The sequence below is a fragment of the Leptospira alexanderi serovar Manhao 3 str. L 60 genome (genome assembly GCF_000243815.2).
Classification (GTDB): Bacteria; Spirochaetota; Leptospiria; order Leptospirales; family Leptospiraceae; genus Leptospira; species Leptospira alexanderi.
The window spans coordinates 77,501-92,500 of sequence record NZ_AHMT02000024.1; the positions used below are offsets into that span (position 1 = coordinate 77,501).

Below are 15,000 nucleotides of genomic sequence, written 5' to 3' on the forward strand. Positions count from 1 at the left end.
TAAAACCGCCGATCAGATCCAACAAAAACGGAACCGAGTTCTTTCCCGCAGAGCCCGCTCGGAAGAAAATACCTGAAAACGCGAATAAGTTCAAAGTCACTGCGGTTCTCAATAGTCGGATTATTTTGGAAGAACCTGAGTCAATTCTTTCAGCTTGTTTTGGTTCTAAGATTCTTTCCGCCGCAAGGATCAAACCCAAATACGCTCCCCAAAGAACAAATGCGACATTGGCTCCATGCCAAAGCCCTCCCAGACACATCGTAAGAAACATATTCCACTGGGATCTAAATTCTCCCTTTTTGCTTCCGCCGAGAGGAATGTAGATGTAATCCCGTAACCAAGTGGAAAGCGTCACGTGCCATCTACCCCAAAATTCGCGGAAAGAGAGGGATAAAAAAGGACCGCGGAAGTTTTCCGGAATCTCGTATCCAAGTAGGAATGCGGAGCCCCGTGCTATGTCTGTATAACCGGAAAAATCGCAATAAACCTGACAAGCAAAGCTGAGGATCGAAATATAAATAGAAGTCGCATGATATTCCCCGGGTTCTAGATAAAGAGGAGAAATGATCCCGGCAATGGAATCGGCGAGAACCGATTTTTTAAACAGACCGAAGATCAATAAAAAGATCCCTTGTGTCACCCTATGTTTGTCGATTTCGGGATGATCGAGTTTTGGCAAGAAGTCGGTCGATCTCATGATTGGACCCGCAATCAATTGGGGAAAGAATAGGATGAATAAAAAATAATCGTTTGCGCTGATTCTTTGCGGAATGATTCCTCTATGGATGTCTACTTGGAGGGCGATCAACTGAAACGTGTAAAAGCTGATCGCTAGAGGAAGAAGAATTTCGACTGAGGTTCCGAGTTTTTGCCAAAGTTCCATTCCCGTAAGGGAACTCATGAAATCCATTAAAAAATAATAATATTTGAAGAAGGCGAGATTGACTACGTTTATAAGGACTGCCCATTTCAGAAGTTGGCCTGTCGGTTTTCCTTTTTCCCTGTTTTTCCAAAGTTTGAACGAGAAATAATAATTCATTCCGATCACGAGAAGAAAATGAATCAAAAACGCAATGTGGGAATATCCGTAAAATATGATCGACGAAACGAGAAGTACTCTTTTTTTCGCGGGTCCGTCTACGTTCCAGTAGATCAAATACGTGATTAGAAATAAGAAAAGAAAGGGTAAAGAATTGAATAACATTGATATACCGGAAAATAGATTCTAAATTTCTAATGGAACTTAGTAAGACCAGATGTATAGAAAACGAACCTGTCTTCCTGTTCCAAGAATTTTCGAGATCGTAGAATCCTGTCTTAACTCGGGAGATTGAATCTGATAAAAATTCGCCCTTTTATCCGTGCTCTGAGAATAGTAAATGATTCTCGGGCTGTTGCTTCCCGGAGTTTTCTTGTAACTCGGGAGGGCCATCGTCTCTTGAACCGCGTTGTCAAAATAACCAATCTTATCAATTAGCCCGTGGCCGAGGGCTTGGGAGGCGGTGAAAATTCTTCCGTCGGCAATCTTACGAAGTTCAGTGGGATTTTTTCCGGGTCTTCCGTTCTTTACGACTTCGAAGAATTTTTCGAATAGATCGTCCACGATAGATTGAAGTAGTTTTCTTTGTTCTGGAGATAGATCTTCCAAGGGAGAGCCGATGGTTTTATTTCCTCCGGAACGGATCGACTGGTCCTTAACTCCGAGTTTGTCCAAACCCTCTTTTACATTGATTCCGGAAAGAATCACTCCGATGGAACCGGTTACGGAAGTAGGATGTGCGATTATGAGATCGGTCGCCATCGAAATATAGTACGCACCGCTCGCCGCAGTATCCATAAATAAGGAGACCACAGGAATTTTCTTTTTCGCTTTAAATTGAAGAATTTCTTTGTAAAGGATGTCGCTTGCGGTTACAGAACCGCCTGGTGAATTGATCTTCAAGATCACGGCCTTGAGCTCTGGATCCAGTTCGGCGAGTTCGAGTTGTTTTTTGACTCCGGCTAAGATCGAATCTTCTTGGCCCCCGAAAAAAGTTTTTTCTCCTTCGTCGCTGATTACCCCGTCTATGGGAATGATGAGAATTTTGTCTTCGTTTTTACCGGAGAGGAGTTTTTCCCTCAATTCAGCGGTTTTCGAGGAGGGGGCGCCTAGGTTTGCATTTACCGGAATATAACAATTGGAAAGAAAAAGACTTAAAAAAAGAATATAGGTCCAAGTTAGAATCGAGTGTTTCAAAGAAATTCTCCTATCGTCAATTTTCCCTAGTTGAACAGGCTTTCAATTCCTTTCCATCTATTTTAAGAGAACGCTTCGAGTGCTTCGTAGTTAGATCCTTCGCCATTAAAACGAGGAAGTCCCAAAAATAGATGGAAAAGATTCGGAATTTCCGGGAAGTTTGTGGAAGTGCCGGAAATTTTTAGTGATTGCTCCCGATTAAAATTTACGGATAACGGGGAACAAATCCTTTCCTGGAGCTGGAAGCATCCCTTAAGTGACAAATGGCTTGAGATTATTTCCGGGTATGACGAGAAAGAACCGTTCTTTTGTTCCGGTTCGTATTTGATGTATCCTTGGGTCAATCGTCACGCCGACGATCGGATTCGTTTAGGAGAAGAGTGGATTTCACTTTCTTCTATGGGAACTAAAGATAAGAACGGATATCCTTCTCATGGGCTTGTCTATTCTTGGAAACGCAGGATCGTTCGAAAAACGAATGATTTGATTGAGTTCGAACTTTGTCCGGAAGAAGTTTTATTGGGATCTTCTTTGGGGAAAGTAATCGTTCGGGAAACATATTCACTACGAAGAATTTTGAACGAAGAAGTTCTTACTCTCGAAACTTCCTTTTTAAATCTCAATTCTTATCCGTTTCGATTTTGTTACGGTTATCATCCTTATTTTAGAATGAAATCCGATCAATGTCTTCTCCGGTCTAACCTTAGGAAACAGATTCCTTTACAAGAAGATTTAACTCCTGTTTATCCCATTTATGGAACGAAAACGGATCGATTTACTTTGAAGAGTATCCCCATGTTGGATTCTTTATTTTTTGGAGAGGATGCGTGGGTGTTATTGCAAGTTCCGGATGATTCCTATCAAGTTCGAATTCAACCGAACGTTTCGATGGGGAACGATATACGGCTTTCGTATTTTCAAATTTATACGGACTTTGCGCGAAATCGAATTGCGATCGAACCGATGAGTGCTCCGGGGAATGCGTTTTTAAACGATTTTTCTTTGACGACTGTTCTTCCGGAAGAAGAAAAGAGCGGAAGTTTTCAAATTCTACTTTCCATGTTGTGATCTTTTCTTAGAACTTCCGCGAAGGAAATCGCTTTCTGTATTCTTCGGTTCTTTGCCGATGGAACGAAAAAGATGTGATGGCATTTTGGGAAAACTCGGGAGTAATTCAACTTCTAAGGGGTTTTCGATAAATTCCGTAAGAGAATTCTTATGTTCGCATTCTTCTTGACAGAAAGGGGGCGATTTTCAGTCTAAACAAACAGGAAACCAGACACAAATGAGTAAACCCTTAATCGTTCAGAGTGATAGAACTATGCTTTTGGAGGTAGATAATCCGGAATTTGAAGCCTGTCAAAGTATAGTTTCCAAATTTGCTGAGTTAGAAAAAAGTCCGGAATACCTTCACACATATAGAATTTCTCCTCTTTCCCTTTGGAATGCGGCATCGATCAAAATGACTGCGGATGAAATTGTAGAATGTTTGGAGAAGTTTTCCAGATATTCCGTCCCGAAAAACATCGTAAATGAAATCCGCGAACAGATTAGTAGATACGGTAAGGTAAAACTCGTCAAGGAAGAGTCTGGAGAGCTTGCAATCCTATCGAATGAAAAAGGATTTCTTCAAGAGATCGGAAATCATAGAGCGGTACAACCGTTTATTGAAACCGTTTTTCCCGATAAAATTTATATCAAAAAAGAATACCGCGGTCACATCAAACAAGCGTTGATCAAAATCGGTTTTCCCGTGGAAGATCTGGCCGGTTACGATGAGGGAAATAAGTACGGTTTTAACCTGAGACCTACGAGTACCAACGGTAAAAAGTTTGGAATGCGGGATTACCAAAGAGCCTGTGTGGAAGTATTCCATGCGGGAGGTGGTAACGAGGGAGGTTCTGGCGTTGTAGTGCTTCCTTGCGGAGCCGGTAAGACCATCGTGGGAATCGGTGTAATGCAGATCGTCGGAGCCGAAACCTTGATTTTGGTTACAAACACACTTTCGATCCGCCAGTGGAGAAACGAAATTTTGGATAAAACCGATATTCCTCCCGAGGACATTGGGGAATATTCCGGTGAAGTCAAAGAAATCCGTCCAATCACAATCGCGACGTACAACATTCTCACCCATAGAAAAAAGAAGGGCGGGGATTTTACACATTTTCATCTATTCAGCGCGAATAACTGGGGACTCATTGTTTACGACGAAGTCCATCTGCTTCCCGCTCCCGTGTTCCGAATGACTTCTGAGCTTCAGGCAAAAAGAAGACTCGGACTGACCGCGACTCTCGTAAGAGAAGATGGTCTGGAAGAAGACGTATTCTCTCTAATTGGACCGAAAAAATACGACGTTCCTTGGAAGGAACTCGAAAGTAAGTCTTGGATTGCGGAGGCGAAGTGTAAGGAAATCCGAGTGAGTATGGAAGATGATCTACGTTTGAAATATTCCATTGCGGACGATCGCGAGAAGTTCAGACTCGCTTCCGAAAATCCAGAAAAGATGAAAGCAATCGATCTCATCATGAAAAAACATTCCGAGTCTCATTTGCTTGTGATCGGACAATATATCAATCAGTTGGAAGAAATATCAAAGAAATTTAATATTCCTTTGATTACGGGTAAAACTCCGCTTCCGGAGAGACAGACTTTGTACGATTCTTTTCGTTCCGGTAAAATCAAGTCTCTCGTAGTCAGTAAGGTGGCAAACTTTTCGATTGATCTTCCGGATGCGAATATTGCGATTCAGGTTTCGGGCACCTTCGGTTCTAGGCAGGAAGAGGCGCAGAGATTGGGCCGAATTCTGAGACCCAAGGGACATGATAACACGGCCGTATTTTATTCTCTTATATCAAGGGATACGAATGAGGAACGTTTCGGTCAGAATCGCCAGTTGTTTCTCACCGAACAAGGGTACGAATACGAAATTTATACTTTGGATCAATTTAGAGAAGCTCAGGAAGAATTGGCTCAGTTGCAACTGAACAATGTCTGATTCTTTCCGTTAGAAAAAAACGGATCAAAGTCAAAAATATAAAAAGGGGAACAGAATGGATCTCAGCGCAAAAAGGCTGAACGTCATCGAACCTTCTCCCACACTCGTGATTACCGCCAAGGCGAACGAGTTGAAAAAAAAGGGAGAAGATATTGTCAGTTTCGGAGCCGGGGAGCCCGATTTCGAAACTCCGTCCCATATCAGAGACGCCGCAAAGAAAGCGATTGATAAGGGAATGACGCGTTATACGGCTGTTTCTGGAACGGTTGAGCTTAAAGAAGCCATCGTTCATAAGTTCAAAAGAGATAACGGGCTTGATTACGAAAAAAACCAAGTCATCGCTGGAACGGGTGGAAAGCAAGTTATCTACAATTATTTTTTGGCAACTTTAAACGCGGGAGACGAAGTCATTATTCCGGCACCGTATTGGGTCAGTTATGCGGATATCGTTCGTTTGGCGGAGGGTGTCCCTGTGATCGTTACTACCACTCCGGAAAGTAACTTTCAAATCACTCCGGAACAATTGAAGAAGGCGATCACTCCTAAGACAAAATGTTTGATCTTAAATTCTCCATCCAATCCGACGGGGGCCGGTTATTCTAAAAAGGATTTGGAAGTTTTGGGAGAAATCGTACTTTCTGCTGGAATTCAGGTGATGAGCGACGATATCTACGAAAAGATCGTCTACGACGGATTTACGTTTTCCAATCTTGCAATGTTGTCTCCCGAACTTAAAAAACAGACTTTTATCGTCAATGGGGTTTCCAAAACCTATTCCATGACCGGTTGGAGAATCGGTTACGGGGCCGGGGATCTAAGAATCGTTAAGAATATGGAAACGATTCAAAGTCAGTCTACTTCCAATCCTTCTTCGGTTTCTCAAGCGGCGGCGGAAGCGGCGATTGCGGGAGATCAGGTTTGTGTGGAAGAGATGAGAAAGGCTTTTGAAACGAGAAGAAATTTGATCGTTTCCCTTTTAAATTCAATTCCGGGTGTGAAGTGCAATCGTCCGCAGGGGGCGTTTTACGTTTTCCCATATCTCACGGATGCGTATAAAACTCCAGGTTTTGAAAAACTAAAAAAGGAAACTTCTGAAACATCTCTGAGTAAAATCTTCTGCAGTGTTTTATTAGAAAAATATAAAGTAGCGGGAGTTCCGGGAATCGCTTTCGGAGAAGACCAAGCTCTTAGACTTTCCTATGCGATGGGTGAAACGGATATAAAACGCGGAGTTGAAAGAATCGCGGAAATGATACGGGATCTGAGCAAGTAAACAATGAGACGGATCGTTATGGTCCTCATCTTTTTTATGGCTGTCCCGCATATTTGGGGAGGGGATCGGTTGGTTCTTAAGCCGAGTTCCCCCCTCTATTTATTTCCGGATAAAAAATCAGAAATTCTTCGCCGTCTAGGTTTTGGGGAAATCGTTCAGAGCAAAAACGAAAAACAAAACAATCGTAACTTTCGTTTCGTATCCGATTCTTCCGGATTGAGCGGTTGGGTGGAAACCCAAGTCCTTTTCGATTTGGAGGGAAGGGGCGCGTATAAGATGGTTTTACGCTCCATCGATCGTATGTTATATTCTGCGAATACCGGCCTTAACGAATTCGAATCCGTTTTTCAGTACTTAAATTCCCTGGAAGAAAACGGAATTTATCATTCGGACGAATATCTTTATCTAAAAATCAGAAGAGCGATCGTTTTGGTCAGAATATTAGAAATGTTGCAAGAAGGCGAAAACAAACGTATGGAATCCAAGTTACTCGGATATCTTTCCAAAAACCCCGAGGACATCATTCCCGGAGAAAAAGGAACCCATGCAAAAATTAATCCGAATGTATTTTGGAAGATCGCGGAAGAATTCAAGGATAAGGGGCCCGGAGATTTTGCCGCATTTTTAGGAGTCAAACATACTCCGGAGGCAAATTGTAAAAGGGACGTTTTTTGTTTTATCAGCGACGAAAGAAAGAGAAGGATTCGTTATCTGCAACTCAATCCGAACGGAAACTATGCGAACGTATTTGCCAATCAGATTTCCAAAAGATTCGAAGTTTTAACAAAAGATCTCGAAACGATTCAATGCGGCAAGGGAGAAGCGCGAAAAGAAATCTATGAGTCTTTTCGCAGGGATTTGCAGTTTCTTCCTTATCGATACGGCAAAAAATACCACGGTTTTCTCAAAAAAATCCAGAAAGAATGCCTGCAGTAGATTTAAGTTTTCGTAAGATCGATTTTCAAAGCGGGAAGTTTTTTTCTCCGATTTGTGGCCCGATTTTAGTTTTACACGGACTTTTCGGTTCCTCTAAAAATTGGTTAAGCGTGGGCGATTTCCTAAGTCGATATGCAGACGTTTATCTGATGGATCTTCGAAATCACGGAGATTCTCCTCATTCGAGCGAACATTCTCTTGCTTCTATGGTGGAAGACATGGAAGCATGGATTACAAAGCAAGAAATCGAAAAACCGGTGATCTTGGGTCATTCCATGGGCGGGCTCGTGACGATGGGCTTTGCATTAAAAAATCAGAATATTCCTTCTTTCTTATTTGTGGAGGATATCGCTCCTAAGGATTATCCGTTTCATTATGAGAACGAGCTTGCCTGTCTTCGAACTGACGTTTCCGGCTTTAAATCCAGGCAGGAGATTGATGCGGCTTTGACGGAAATTCTTCCCAATTCGTTTATTAGAAACTTTTTAGAGATGAATTTGGAACGGCTTGAAAATGGCGGTTATCGGTGGAAACTGAACGTAGAGGGGATTGCAAATTCTCCCAGACTGTTGCAGGATTTTTTCAGTAGATATATAGAAAGTCCGTATCTGGGGCAAACGTATTTTATAACCGGCGGAGCTTCGGAATATTTTCGTAAGGAAGATATTGAACTTACTCGAAACTTTTTTCCGAACTCTCAATTTTACACAATTCCGGGTGGGGATCATTATATCCACTTCACAAAGATGTCCGAGTTTAAAAGAATTTTAGAATCTATTTTTGAGAAGTTGGACGATTCTGAATTTGCAATAAACTGAATCCAAGCAAGAAACAGGTTCCGATTCCAAAGGGAACGAGCAGAGTAAAACCGAAGCCGGTCCATTTTCCGAAGATCAAAGTCAGAATCGGAGTCAATCCTATGGACAGGGACGCAAAACTATCTTTTAAATTCTGCATGTAAGAAAACCTTTGAATTTTCCCGCTTAAAAAAATCGCGATAATCGGACCGACCGTATAGGAAGCGATCGATAAACCTAGTTCCACTAGACCCGTTTTTCCTGTCGTTAAAAAGAGCGGAAGGAGGGAACTCAAAAGGAGAATCGTTCCCCAAAATAAACTCAATGTTCCCGAACCGAACCTATCGATTCCTAAGTCTACCTTAGTCGTTAAGGAAAGCGAATTGATCGAACTCGATAAAGTAGACATTGCGGAAGCCAAAATAGCGGCCAACAAAAATCCCGTGATCGGAGAAGGTACTTCTTCCATAATGAATTTGGAAAAAACCTTATCTTGGGGAATAGCGGAACCTTCATAATAAAAATATAATAAAATTCCGATGCTTAAAAATAATACGAACTGAAAAAAAACAAAAACTCCCGAAGAGATCATCGCCTTCTTGGCATCCGGTTCGGATCGGCAAGCAAGAACTCTTTGCACGAACATCTGATCCACTCCGTGGGTTCCTAAAGTCAAAAGAATTCCTCCTAAAATCGCGGTCGGCGCAAAATATGCGGAAGAAAAATCATTCCATTCGAAAATTTTGAACTTATTTGCCTGAAACGCATTCTGAATCAGGTCGGAAACGTTTAAACCTTTTTCTAAAAGCAAGTTTCCTAAGTAGAAAAATGTAAAGATTCCTCCCGCAACGTAAATCAAAAATTGAATCGAATCCACCCAAACGACGGAACGAAATCCACCTTGAACCGTATAAAGAATCGTAATTCCCGAAATTAAAAGAAGACTCAGAATTTCTGCGTTACGAGTTACTATCCCCATCGCACTATATTGTTTTAAGAACACTTCCAATAGGATTGCGACCGGAATTGCGGATGCGTACATTCTCACTCCATCTCCTAAGATTCGAGTGAGTTTAAAAAGAAAGGTAACCGTTTTTTGGGAAATTTTTCCGTAACGGATTCCTACCCATTCGTACACGGAAATAAATCCCGATTTGTAATACATTGGAATAAAAAGTTCGGCTACGATGATTCTTCCCAAAACAAAACCCAAACCGAGCCCGAGAAAGGTGAGATTGCCAGAATAACTTAGTCCGGGAATATTCAAAAAGGTAAGAGTTGAAGTTTCTGTGGCAACAATCGAGAAACTCAACGCGATCCAGGAAATTTCTTTGCCTGCGAGAAAATAAGAAGAAGAATCTTTGTCTTTTTTTCTGGAAGTGAGCCATCCGGAAAAAAGAACCAATACTATGTACAAAAGCAGGACGATTAGATCCAAAATTGAAAAGTGCATAATCAGGCAGAATGCACTCCGGTAAGATCAGGAAAACTCTTTTTCCCTTAGAATCCGTTTCTTAACATTTCGGAATTGAACATCACTCATGTATCTCGTTTTTACAATTACTTGAAGTTAATCGATTCGAAAATCTGGATTTTGGAAGACGAAAATCAAATGACGGTTTGATTCGGAGAGAAATTGTGGTCGTAGCTTTTGCGATCGTTTTGTCGATCTGCTTTCATTTTTTTTATGTCTTCGATTCGACAATATTCCATTCGGGTTCCGGGAACCTCGGCCAATTTAGGCCCGGGTTTTGATCTTTTTGGTCTTGCGTTTCGAGTCTATAACCGATTTCAGTTTCAATTCGTTCCTGAAAGGGAATTCAAAACCTCTGTAAAAGGGATGGAGACTCTTCCTTTCGATCCCAATGAGGATCTTGTTCTATTTTCGTACCAATCTTATTTTAAAAGATTTTTACCTGGTGTTGAACCGCTTCCGTATTCCCTGCTTATGGATCTCGAACTTCCGATAAAAGGGGGGCTTGGTTCTAGTGCGAGTGCGGCCGTAGCCGGAGTTTGTGCCGCGAGATTTGCACATAAGAATTTTTATTCTAGGATTCCTCTCCCTAAGGAAAACGAATTTCTGTTTCATCTCGGTCAGATCGAAGGGCATCCGGATAATACGATCCCTGCTTATTTGGGCGGTTTTGTATTTGCCTATTTCAATGGAAACCGTTTGGAATATGTCAAAAAGAAATTTCCAAAGAAGGTACGTTGTTTTTTGATCGTACCGAATCTGGAAACTTCCACACATCAATCTAGAAAAGCTCTCCCCGGTTCTTATTCCACCGAGGATGTAATTTTTAATATGAGCCGTATTGCTACATGGATGGAATTTTTGGATTCGGGTAAAATTTCTCTTTTGAAACTCGCTTTGGAAGATCGAATTCATACTCCGTATCGAATGCATTCCGGGTTTGAACTGAAGCCTCTTTTGACCGAGATAAGTAAGAATTTAATCGGACATTCGCTTTCCGGAAGTGGGCCTTCCGTTCTTTTGTTTTCCGAGAGAAACAAAGCGGTTCGGATAGAAAAAATTCTCAAAGAAAAAGTCGCCGAGTTCGTTCAAAAAACTCATTTCGATTGTCAGCTTCTTTCCTTAAAAGTGGAGGAGGACGGAGTTTTAGAATCCTGGAAAAATATTCAAATTTTATAAAGTTCTAACTATGTCAAATATCTATTCTAAAAAAAGGAAGAACTAAAAATCAATTGCACGACATCTGAGAAATTCTACGTTTCCATCCGGTATTTTCTGCGCCCTCATAAGGCCAAAAACGATTCATTTCCGAAATCATCTCATTGACTTTGGCGGCCACAAACGAATCGGTTCTGCAGATCTCGTTGATTTCCCAGAATTGATTTCCCATGATTCCCGCTCCGATTTCGGCTTTGTCCTCCGCATAAGATGCAGTGGCATAATCGCTCACAAAACCGGGAATCGGATTCCAGAAATGTCTGTAATTAGGCCAGGGGCCCTGAGGGAAGTTGAGAGGGTAAGGGACGCTTCCAGTAACATAGGTTCCGTATTCAAACGAACTCGGTTTCAGTGAGTTCCAATACGAATCTTGGTAAACGATCCCTCTGGTTGAATAAATTGAAAAATCGACGTTATGTGTCAGTTCGTGATGGATGCTATCTATTATTATATTTCTATAATTACTTTTCTCCAGTTCATTCAAATGATTCTCCTATAGTATCAGTTAGTTTACGATTCTATAGCTCATTAATGTGCCAAAAAATTAAGAATTATTTCGTTGATTTAAACGACAAACAACTTGGGATTTGATGATTAGAGTTGTTGAAAAATTAATGTTCCATTTGTTTCTGTTTCATTGAAATGGACGATTGAAACGGTTTTGTAAAACTTCATCATTAGAGTTGTTGAAAAATTAATTCTCTATCCGTTTCTGCCCTATTGAAATGGGCGTTTGAAGCGGTTTTGTTAATCTGAATCACGTTATTTAAAAACGTAAGAAAGAAGAACCACAAAAACCTTCAGAATTTTACAAAATCAGTCTTCCGTATCTTCGCCGCGCTCTTCTTTCCCAAATCCATACAGACCTTTTTTAACCGGGTTTTTTCGATTGAGGCCGGGATGTATTTTTGTGATCGTGAAAATGAATCGCATTCTTTCTTTTCCGAAATTATTGATAAAAAATTCAGAGGAAAGACTGATTTCGAAATATTGAATCATTCTTTCTTTGACCACCTTATCTGAAATTCGAAAGTCCGCATTTTTACCGATTACTTCGTAGCTATCCAGTTTTTCTGCAGATTCCATTTTGGAGAACGTAGGCATTCCAGGAGGTTTGAACAATACGAAAGAATTCCGTAATATTTGAATTTCATAATCTTCCGAATCTTTCGCTTTTTTTAGATTAAATACCAGATGATTGTCGGAGATCGCGTTGCAGTAGGTTCGAATGTTTCCGGAAGTTTGGCCAATGCTGAATCGAACGTTTCTCTGACTTTCGGAAACTACGAGTAAGAATCTATCTCCTTCTTCGGGAGGAGTTCCAACTCCGGCGCTTTCTTTTTTTATCGCGGGATAGATGACTTCCTTGAAAAATAGAAAGGTGAGACCGGTAAACGCGATCAAACCCATAAAGATCAAAAAAACGTCTAAACCAACTGTGTAGATGAGCCCGAGAATAAAAAACAAATTTCTTCTCTATCGTTTTACGTCGATTTTGTGGTCGGTCGGATTTTCACTCATTCTGGAACGTATCATCATGGAAAGAAGATCTTTCATCTGTTCGGGACTGATCACCTGATTCATTCTTTCTTCAAAGGATACGGGGGAAGGTTTCATGACAAGTTCTTCCGGTTTGATTTCATTCACTGTCGATTTGGGTTTTGTCTCTGGAATCGATTCTGGAATTTTTGCGTCCTTTTCTTGGGTTTGTATTTCTGGTTCTACTTCTTTGCTAAACTGGGGCCAGGAAAACGAAAAAGATTGGATTGAAATCCCTGTTACATTCATAAACCCGAACCTCCTTGAAATCCGGATTGATCCGAAAATCTCTCTACTAAAACTATCGGTAATAGAGGATTCACTTTAGCTTTTTTTCGGATTTTTTATTCCTTTAGAATTATTTTTCACCAGAATTTCAAAGTTCAAAGAGAAAGGAAAATTTCAGAAAAGAGTGAAAAAAAGAGCCTGAATTTATCGTTTGCCACTCTACCTCGAATTTCTAAATTGGCAGTAGGGAAACTAAGTCGCTGTTTTCCCAACCTCTGGAGGGGAATGGTTCCATGCAAGACATAATCGAAAAATTAAAAGCAAGAGAATTCAGGCCTTTGCTTATTCTCTCAGCCGTTTTTTTTATCTACATCCTGCTTACAGTTTTTCCGCTTGTTACTTATTTTTCTTCGGATGGGTTCGTTCAAATTAACGGTAAAAATTATACTATCAAAGATGTCGAAAAAGACAATCCTCGAGTCGCTCGTAAGTTTTATGCGGAAACGAACGATCGTCTCTATCGTGTACTTTCCGAATTTGCGAGTAAAAAGGTAGTTACACTCGCCGCAAAAGAGCGAAAAGTTTCCGAAAAAGATCTTTTAGAACCTTCGGTCCAATCTCCGAGTGTCGAGGAAATACGCGCTGTCTATGAGCAATATAAAAATTCTCCAGCGCTTCAGGGTAAGTCTTTCGATCAGGTTAAAGCCGAAATTGAAAATCATCTTATTTCCCAAAAGAAGGAAGAAGCGAGAAATTCTCTTTTTTCTGAACTCCGCAATCAATACAATATTTCCATAAAAGTCAAAGAGCTGCCTCCTCTCAGAGACGATACGATTGTTGCGGGTAACAATCCTTCCATCGGACCGGAAAATGCAAAAGTTACCGTCATCGAGTTTTCCGATTTTGAATGTCCTTTCTGCAAAAGGAGTCAGGATGTAAATGCTCAGTTAAGGGCAAAATACAAGGATCAGATTCGTTGGGTATTTAGAGATTATCCGCTTTCTTTTCACCCAAACGCGATGTTTGCGCATATTGCCGCAAATTGTTCCACGTCTCAGGGCAAATACTGGGAATTTTTCAAAGTGCTTTTTGATAACTCCGGAAACCTTTCGAGAGAAAGAGTTTTGGATTTGGCAAGAGGTGTGGGTCTCGACATGAAAACGTTCAGCCAGTGTGTGAACGATGCCTCGGTTCGTAAAGAAGTGGAAGCTGATATGGCCGAAGGTGAGAAATACGGTGTCAGTGGAACTCCTGCTTTTTTTATCAATGGAATTATGATAGAAGGTGCGCAGCCGATGGAAGCGTTTACGAAAGTGATTGATCAGGAACTTAAAAATTAAAATTGGAAAATAGGAGCTAGTCAAAATATGGGTAAGACGGTGAAGGTAGCTATTACAGGCGCTGCGGGACAAATTGGATATTCGCTTCTTTTTAGAATCGCTTCCGGACAGATGTTTGGCACTGATACTGCGGTGGAAATTCAAATGCTTGAGTTGGAAGCGGTGTTACCTGCGGCAAAAGGTGTGATTATGGAACTGGAAGACTGCGCATTTCCTCTTCTGCAAAAAGTAACCGTTTCTTCCGATTTGGATACTGCTTTTAAAGACATCAATTGGGCGTTGTTAGTCGGTTCCGTTCCTAGAAAGGCGGGAATGGAAAGAGGGGATCTTCTCAAAATTAACGGAGGAATTTTTGTAAATCAGGGAAAGGCGATTGAAAAGAACGCGGCCTCCGATGTAAGAGTTCTCGTGGTCGGTAACCCTTGTAATACGAATTGTCTGATCGCAATGAACAACGCAAAAGGAATACCAACGGATCGTTGGTTCGCGATGACTAAACTGGATGAAAACAGAGCGAAGTCACAGCTTGCTTCCAAAGCGGGTGTCCCGGTAAAAGAGGTAACCCATTTGGGAATTTGGGGGAACCATTCCTCCACTCAGTATCCTGATTTTTACAATGCAAAAATTTCAGGCAAGCCGGTAACCGACGTAATTTCCGATCATGAATGGTTGAAGGGAGATTTCATTAAAAACGTTCAACAAAGGGGAGCCGAGATTATTAAAGCGAGGGGAGCTTCCTCTGCGGCAAGTGCGGCAAACGGAGTTGTAGATACCGTTCGTGCGATCATCACTCCGACTGCCTCCAGAGATGCCTTTTCGGCGGCTATCGCTTCCGACGGGTCTTACGGAACTGAAAAAGGACTGATCTTCGGATTTCCTTTAAAGTCTGACGGAAAGAAAGTGGAGATTGTCCAAGGCCTTCCATTCAACGACTTTGCGAAGGAAAAATTCAAAACTACTCATG

The 15,000-nt window shown here is 41.3% G+C and carries 13 protein-coding genes and 1 pseudogene (2 of these 14 only partly in view); 8 read left to right on the forward strand and 6 right to left on the reverse strand.

The genetic code is table 11. The features are described 5' to 3' along the window. A protein-coding gene (locus LEP1GSC062_RS08015; protein ID WP_010578107.1) for an MBOAT family O-acyltransferase crosses the window boundary here: on the reverse strand, positions 1–1,204 show its 5' portion. It extends 218 nt beyond the left edge of the window; only the first 1,204 of its 1,422 coding nucleotides appear in the window; it begins with the start codon at positions 1,202–1,204; its stop codon lies beyond the left edge, outside the window. Between the two features lie 39 nt (positions 1,205–1,243). After that, positions 1,244–2,236 (reverse strand): signal peptide peptidase SppA, encoded by a 993-nt coding sequence (sppA, locus tag LEP1GSC062_RS08020; RefSeq protein WP_010578108.1) that lies wholly within the window; start codon positions 2,234–2,236, stop codon positions 1,244–1,246. A gap of 168 nt (positions 2,237–2,404) precedes the next feature. Here sppA and LEP1GSC062_RS08025 point away from each other — a divergent pair, with 168 nt between their 5' ends. From LEP1GSC062_RS08025 to LEP1GSC062_RS08045, 5 genes are all read left to right on the forward strand, one after another. Further along, positions 2,405–3,304, forward strand: a complete 900-nt coding sequence (locus LEP1GSC062_RS08025; protein ID WP_020983962.1) for an aldose 1-epimerase — start codon at positions 2,405–2,407, stop codon at positions 3,302–3,304. Positions 3,305–3,521: 217 nt separating this feature from the next. Then, positions 3,522–5,231, forward strand: coding sequence for a DNA repair helicase XPB (locus LEP1GSC062_RS08030; protein WP_010578110.1), 1,710 nt, complete (start codon positions 3,522–3,524; stop codon positions 5,229–5,231). A 55-nt stretch (positions 5,232–5,286) separates the two neighbouring features. Beyond that, on the forward strand, positions 5,287–6,504 hold the full coding sequence (locus tag LEP1GSC062_RS08035; protein ID WP_010578111.1) for a pyridoxal phosphate-dependent aminotransferase: 1,218 nt from the start codon (positions 5,287–5,289) through the stop codon (positions 6,502–6,504). Positions 6,505–6,507: 3 nt separating this feature from the next. Then, positions 6,508–7,440, forward strand: a complete 933-nt coding sequence (locus LEP1GSC062_RS08040) for a hypothetical protein (RefSeq protein ID WP_010578112.1) — start codon at positions 6,508–6,510, stop codon at positions 7,438–7,440. Beyond that, positions 7,428–8,258 carry an alpha/beta fold hydrolase gene (locus LEP1GSC062_RS08045; protein WP_010578113.1) on the forward strand — a complete coding sequence of 277 codons (831 nt, stop codon included), beginning with the start codon at positions 7,428–7,430 and terminating at the stop codon, positions 8,256–8,258. Before LEP1GSC062_RS08040 ends, LEP1GSC062_RS08045 begins: the two co-directional genes overlap by 13 nt. Here LEP1GSC062_RS08045 and LEP1GSC062_RS08050 read toward each other — a convergent pair. Next, on the reverse strand, positions 8,215–9,690 hold the full coding sequence (locus tag LEP1GSC062_RS08050; protein ID WP_010578114.1) for a sodium:solute symporter: 1,476 nt from the start codon (positions 9,688–9,690) through the stop codon (positions 8,215–8,217). The two genes, LEP1GSC062_RS08045 and LEP1GSC062_RS08050, sit on opposite strands and share 44 nt — an antisense overlap. Positions 9,691–9,924: 234 nt before the next feature. On the opposite strand from LEP1GSC062_RS08050, the gene thrB reads away from it, so the two are divergent. Next, complete coding sequence (gene thrB, locus LEP1GSC062_RS08055; RefSeq protein ID WP_020983940.1) at positions 9,925–10,890, forward strand: homoserine kinase; 966 nt, start codon at positions 9,925–9,927, stop codon at positions 10,888–10,890. A gap of 49 nt (positions 10,891–10,939) precedes the next feature. Here the strand turns inward: thrB and LEP1GSC062_RS08060 are convergent. From LEP1GSC062_RS08060 to LEP1GSC062_RS08070, 3 genes and pseudogenes are all read right to left on the reverse strand, one after another. After that, positions 10,940–11,386, reverse strand: a pseudogene (locus LEP1GSC062_RS08060) (LIC13305 family lipoprotein); the annotation flags it as partial. 359 nt (positions 11,387–11,745) lie between these two features. Continuing rightward, on the reverse strand, positions 11,746–12,339 hold the full coding sequence (locus tag LEP1GSC062_RS08065) for a hypothetical protein (RefSeq protein ID WP_170875444.1): 594 nt from the start codon (positions 12,337–12,339) through the stop codon (positions 11,746–11,748). A 66-nt stretch (positions 12,340–12,405) separates the two neighbouring features. After that, positions 12,406–12,717, reverse strand: coding sequence for a hypothetical protein (locus LEP1GSC062_RS08070; RefSeq protein ID WP_039941547.1), 312 nt, complete (start codon positions 12,715–12,717; stop codon positions 12,406–12,408). A gap of 272 nt (positions 12,718–12,989) precedes the next feature. Between LEP1GSC062_RS08070 and LEP1GSC062_RS08075 the strand changes: the two genes are divergently transcribed. Then, the gene (locus LEP1GSC062_RS08075) at positions 12,990–14,036 is read left to right on the forward strand and encodes a DsbA family protein (RefSeq protein ID WP_010578119.1); all 1,047 of its coding nucleotides are present in this window, start codon (positions 12,990–12,992) and stop codon (positions 14,034–14,036) included. Positions 14,037–14,063: 27 nt separating this feature from the next. Further along, on the forward strand, positions 14,064–15,000 hold the 5' portion of the coding sequence (locus LEP1GSC062_RS08080; RefSeq protein ID WP_010578120.1) for a malate dehydrogenase. Its footprint extends 44 nt past the window's final position; only the first 937 of its 981 coding nucleotides appear in the window; its start codon is at positions 14,064–14,066; the stop codon falls past the right edge of the window.

Bases quoted from the DNA above. Each gene is read 5' to 3' on its own strand.
- LEP1GSC062_RS08065 (WP_170875444.1), bottom strand. From the start codon at position 12,339: ATGGGTTTGATCGCGTTTACCGGTCTCACCTTTCTATTTTTCAAGGAA.
- LEP1GSC062_RS08045 (WP_010578113.1), top strand. From the start codon at position 7,428: ATGCCTGCAGTAGATTTAAGTTTTCGTAAGATCGATTTTCAAAGCGGG.
- LEP1GSC062_RS08035 (WP_010578111.1), top strand. From the start codon at position 5,287: ATGGATCTCAGCGCAAAAAGGCTGAACGTCATCGAACCTTCTCCCACA.
- LEP1GSC062_RS08070 (WP_039941547.1), bottom strand. From the start codon at position 12,717: ATGAATGTAACAGGGATTTCAATCCAATCTTTTTCGTTTTCCTGGCCC.
- LEP1GSC062_RS08075 (WP_010578119.1), top strand. From the start codon at position 12,990: ATGCAAGACATAATCGAAAAATTAAAAGCAAGAGAATTCAGGCCTTTG.
- thrB (WP_020983940.1), top strand. From the start codon at position 9,925: ATGTCTTCGATTCGACAATATTCCATTCGGGTTCCGGGAACCTCGGCC.
- LEP1GSC062_RS08050 (WP_010578114.1), bottom strand. From the start codon at position 9,690: ATGCACTTTTCAATTTTGGATCTAATCGTCCTGCTTTTGTACATAGTA.
- LEP1GSC062_RS08030 (WP_010578110.1), top strand. From the start codon at position 3,522: ATGAGTAAACCCTTAATCGTTCAGAGTGATAGAACTATGCTTTTGGAG.
- LEP1GSC062_RS08040 (WP_010578112.1), top strand. From the start codon at position 6,508: ATGAGACGGATCGTTATGGTCCTCATCTTTTTTATGGCTGTCCCGCAT.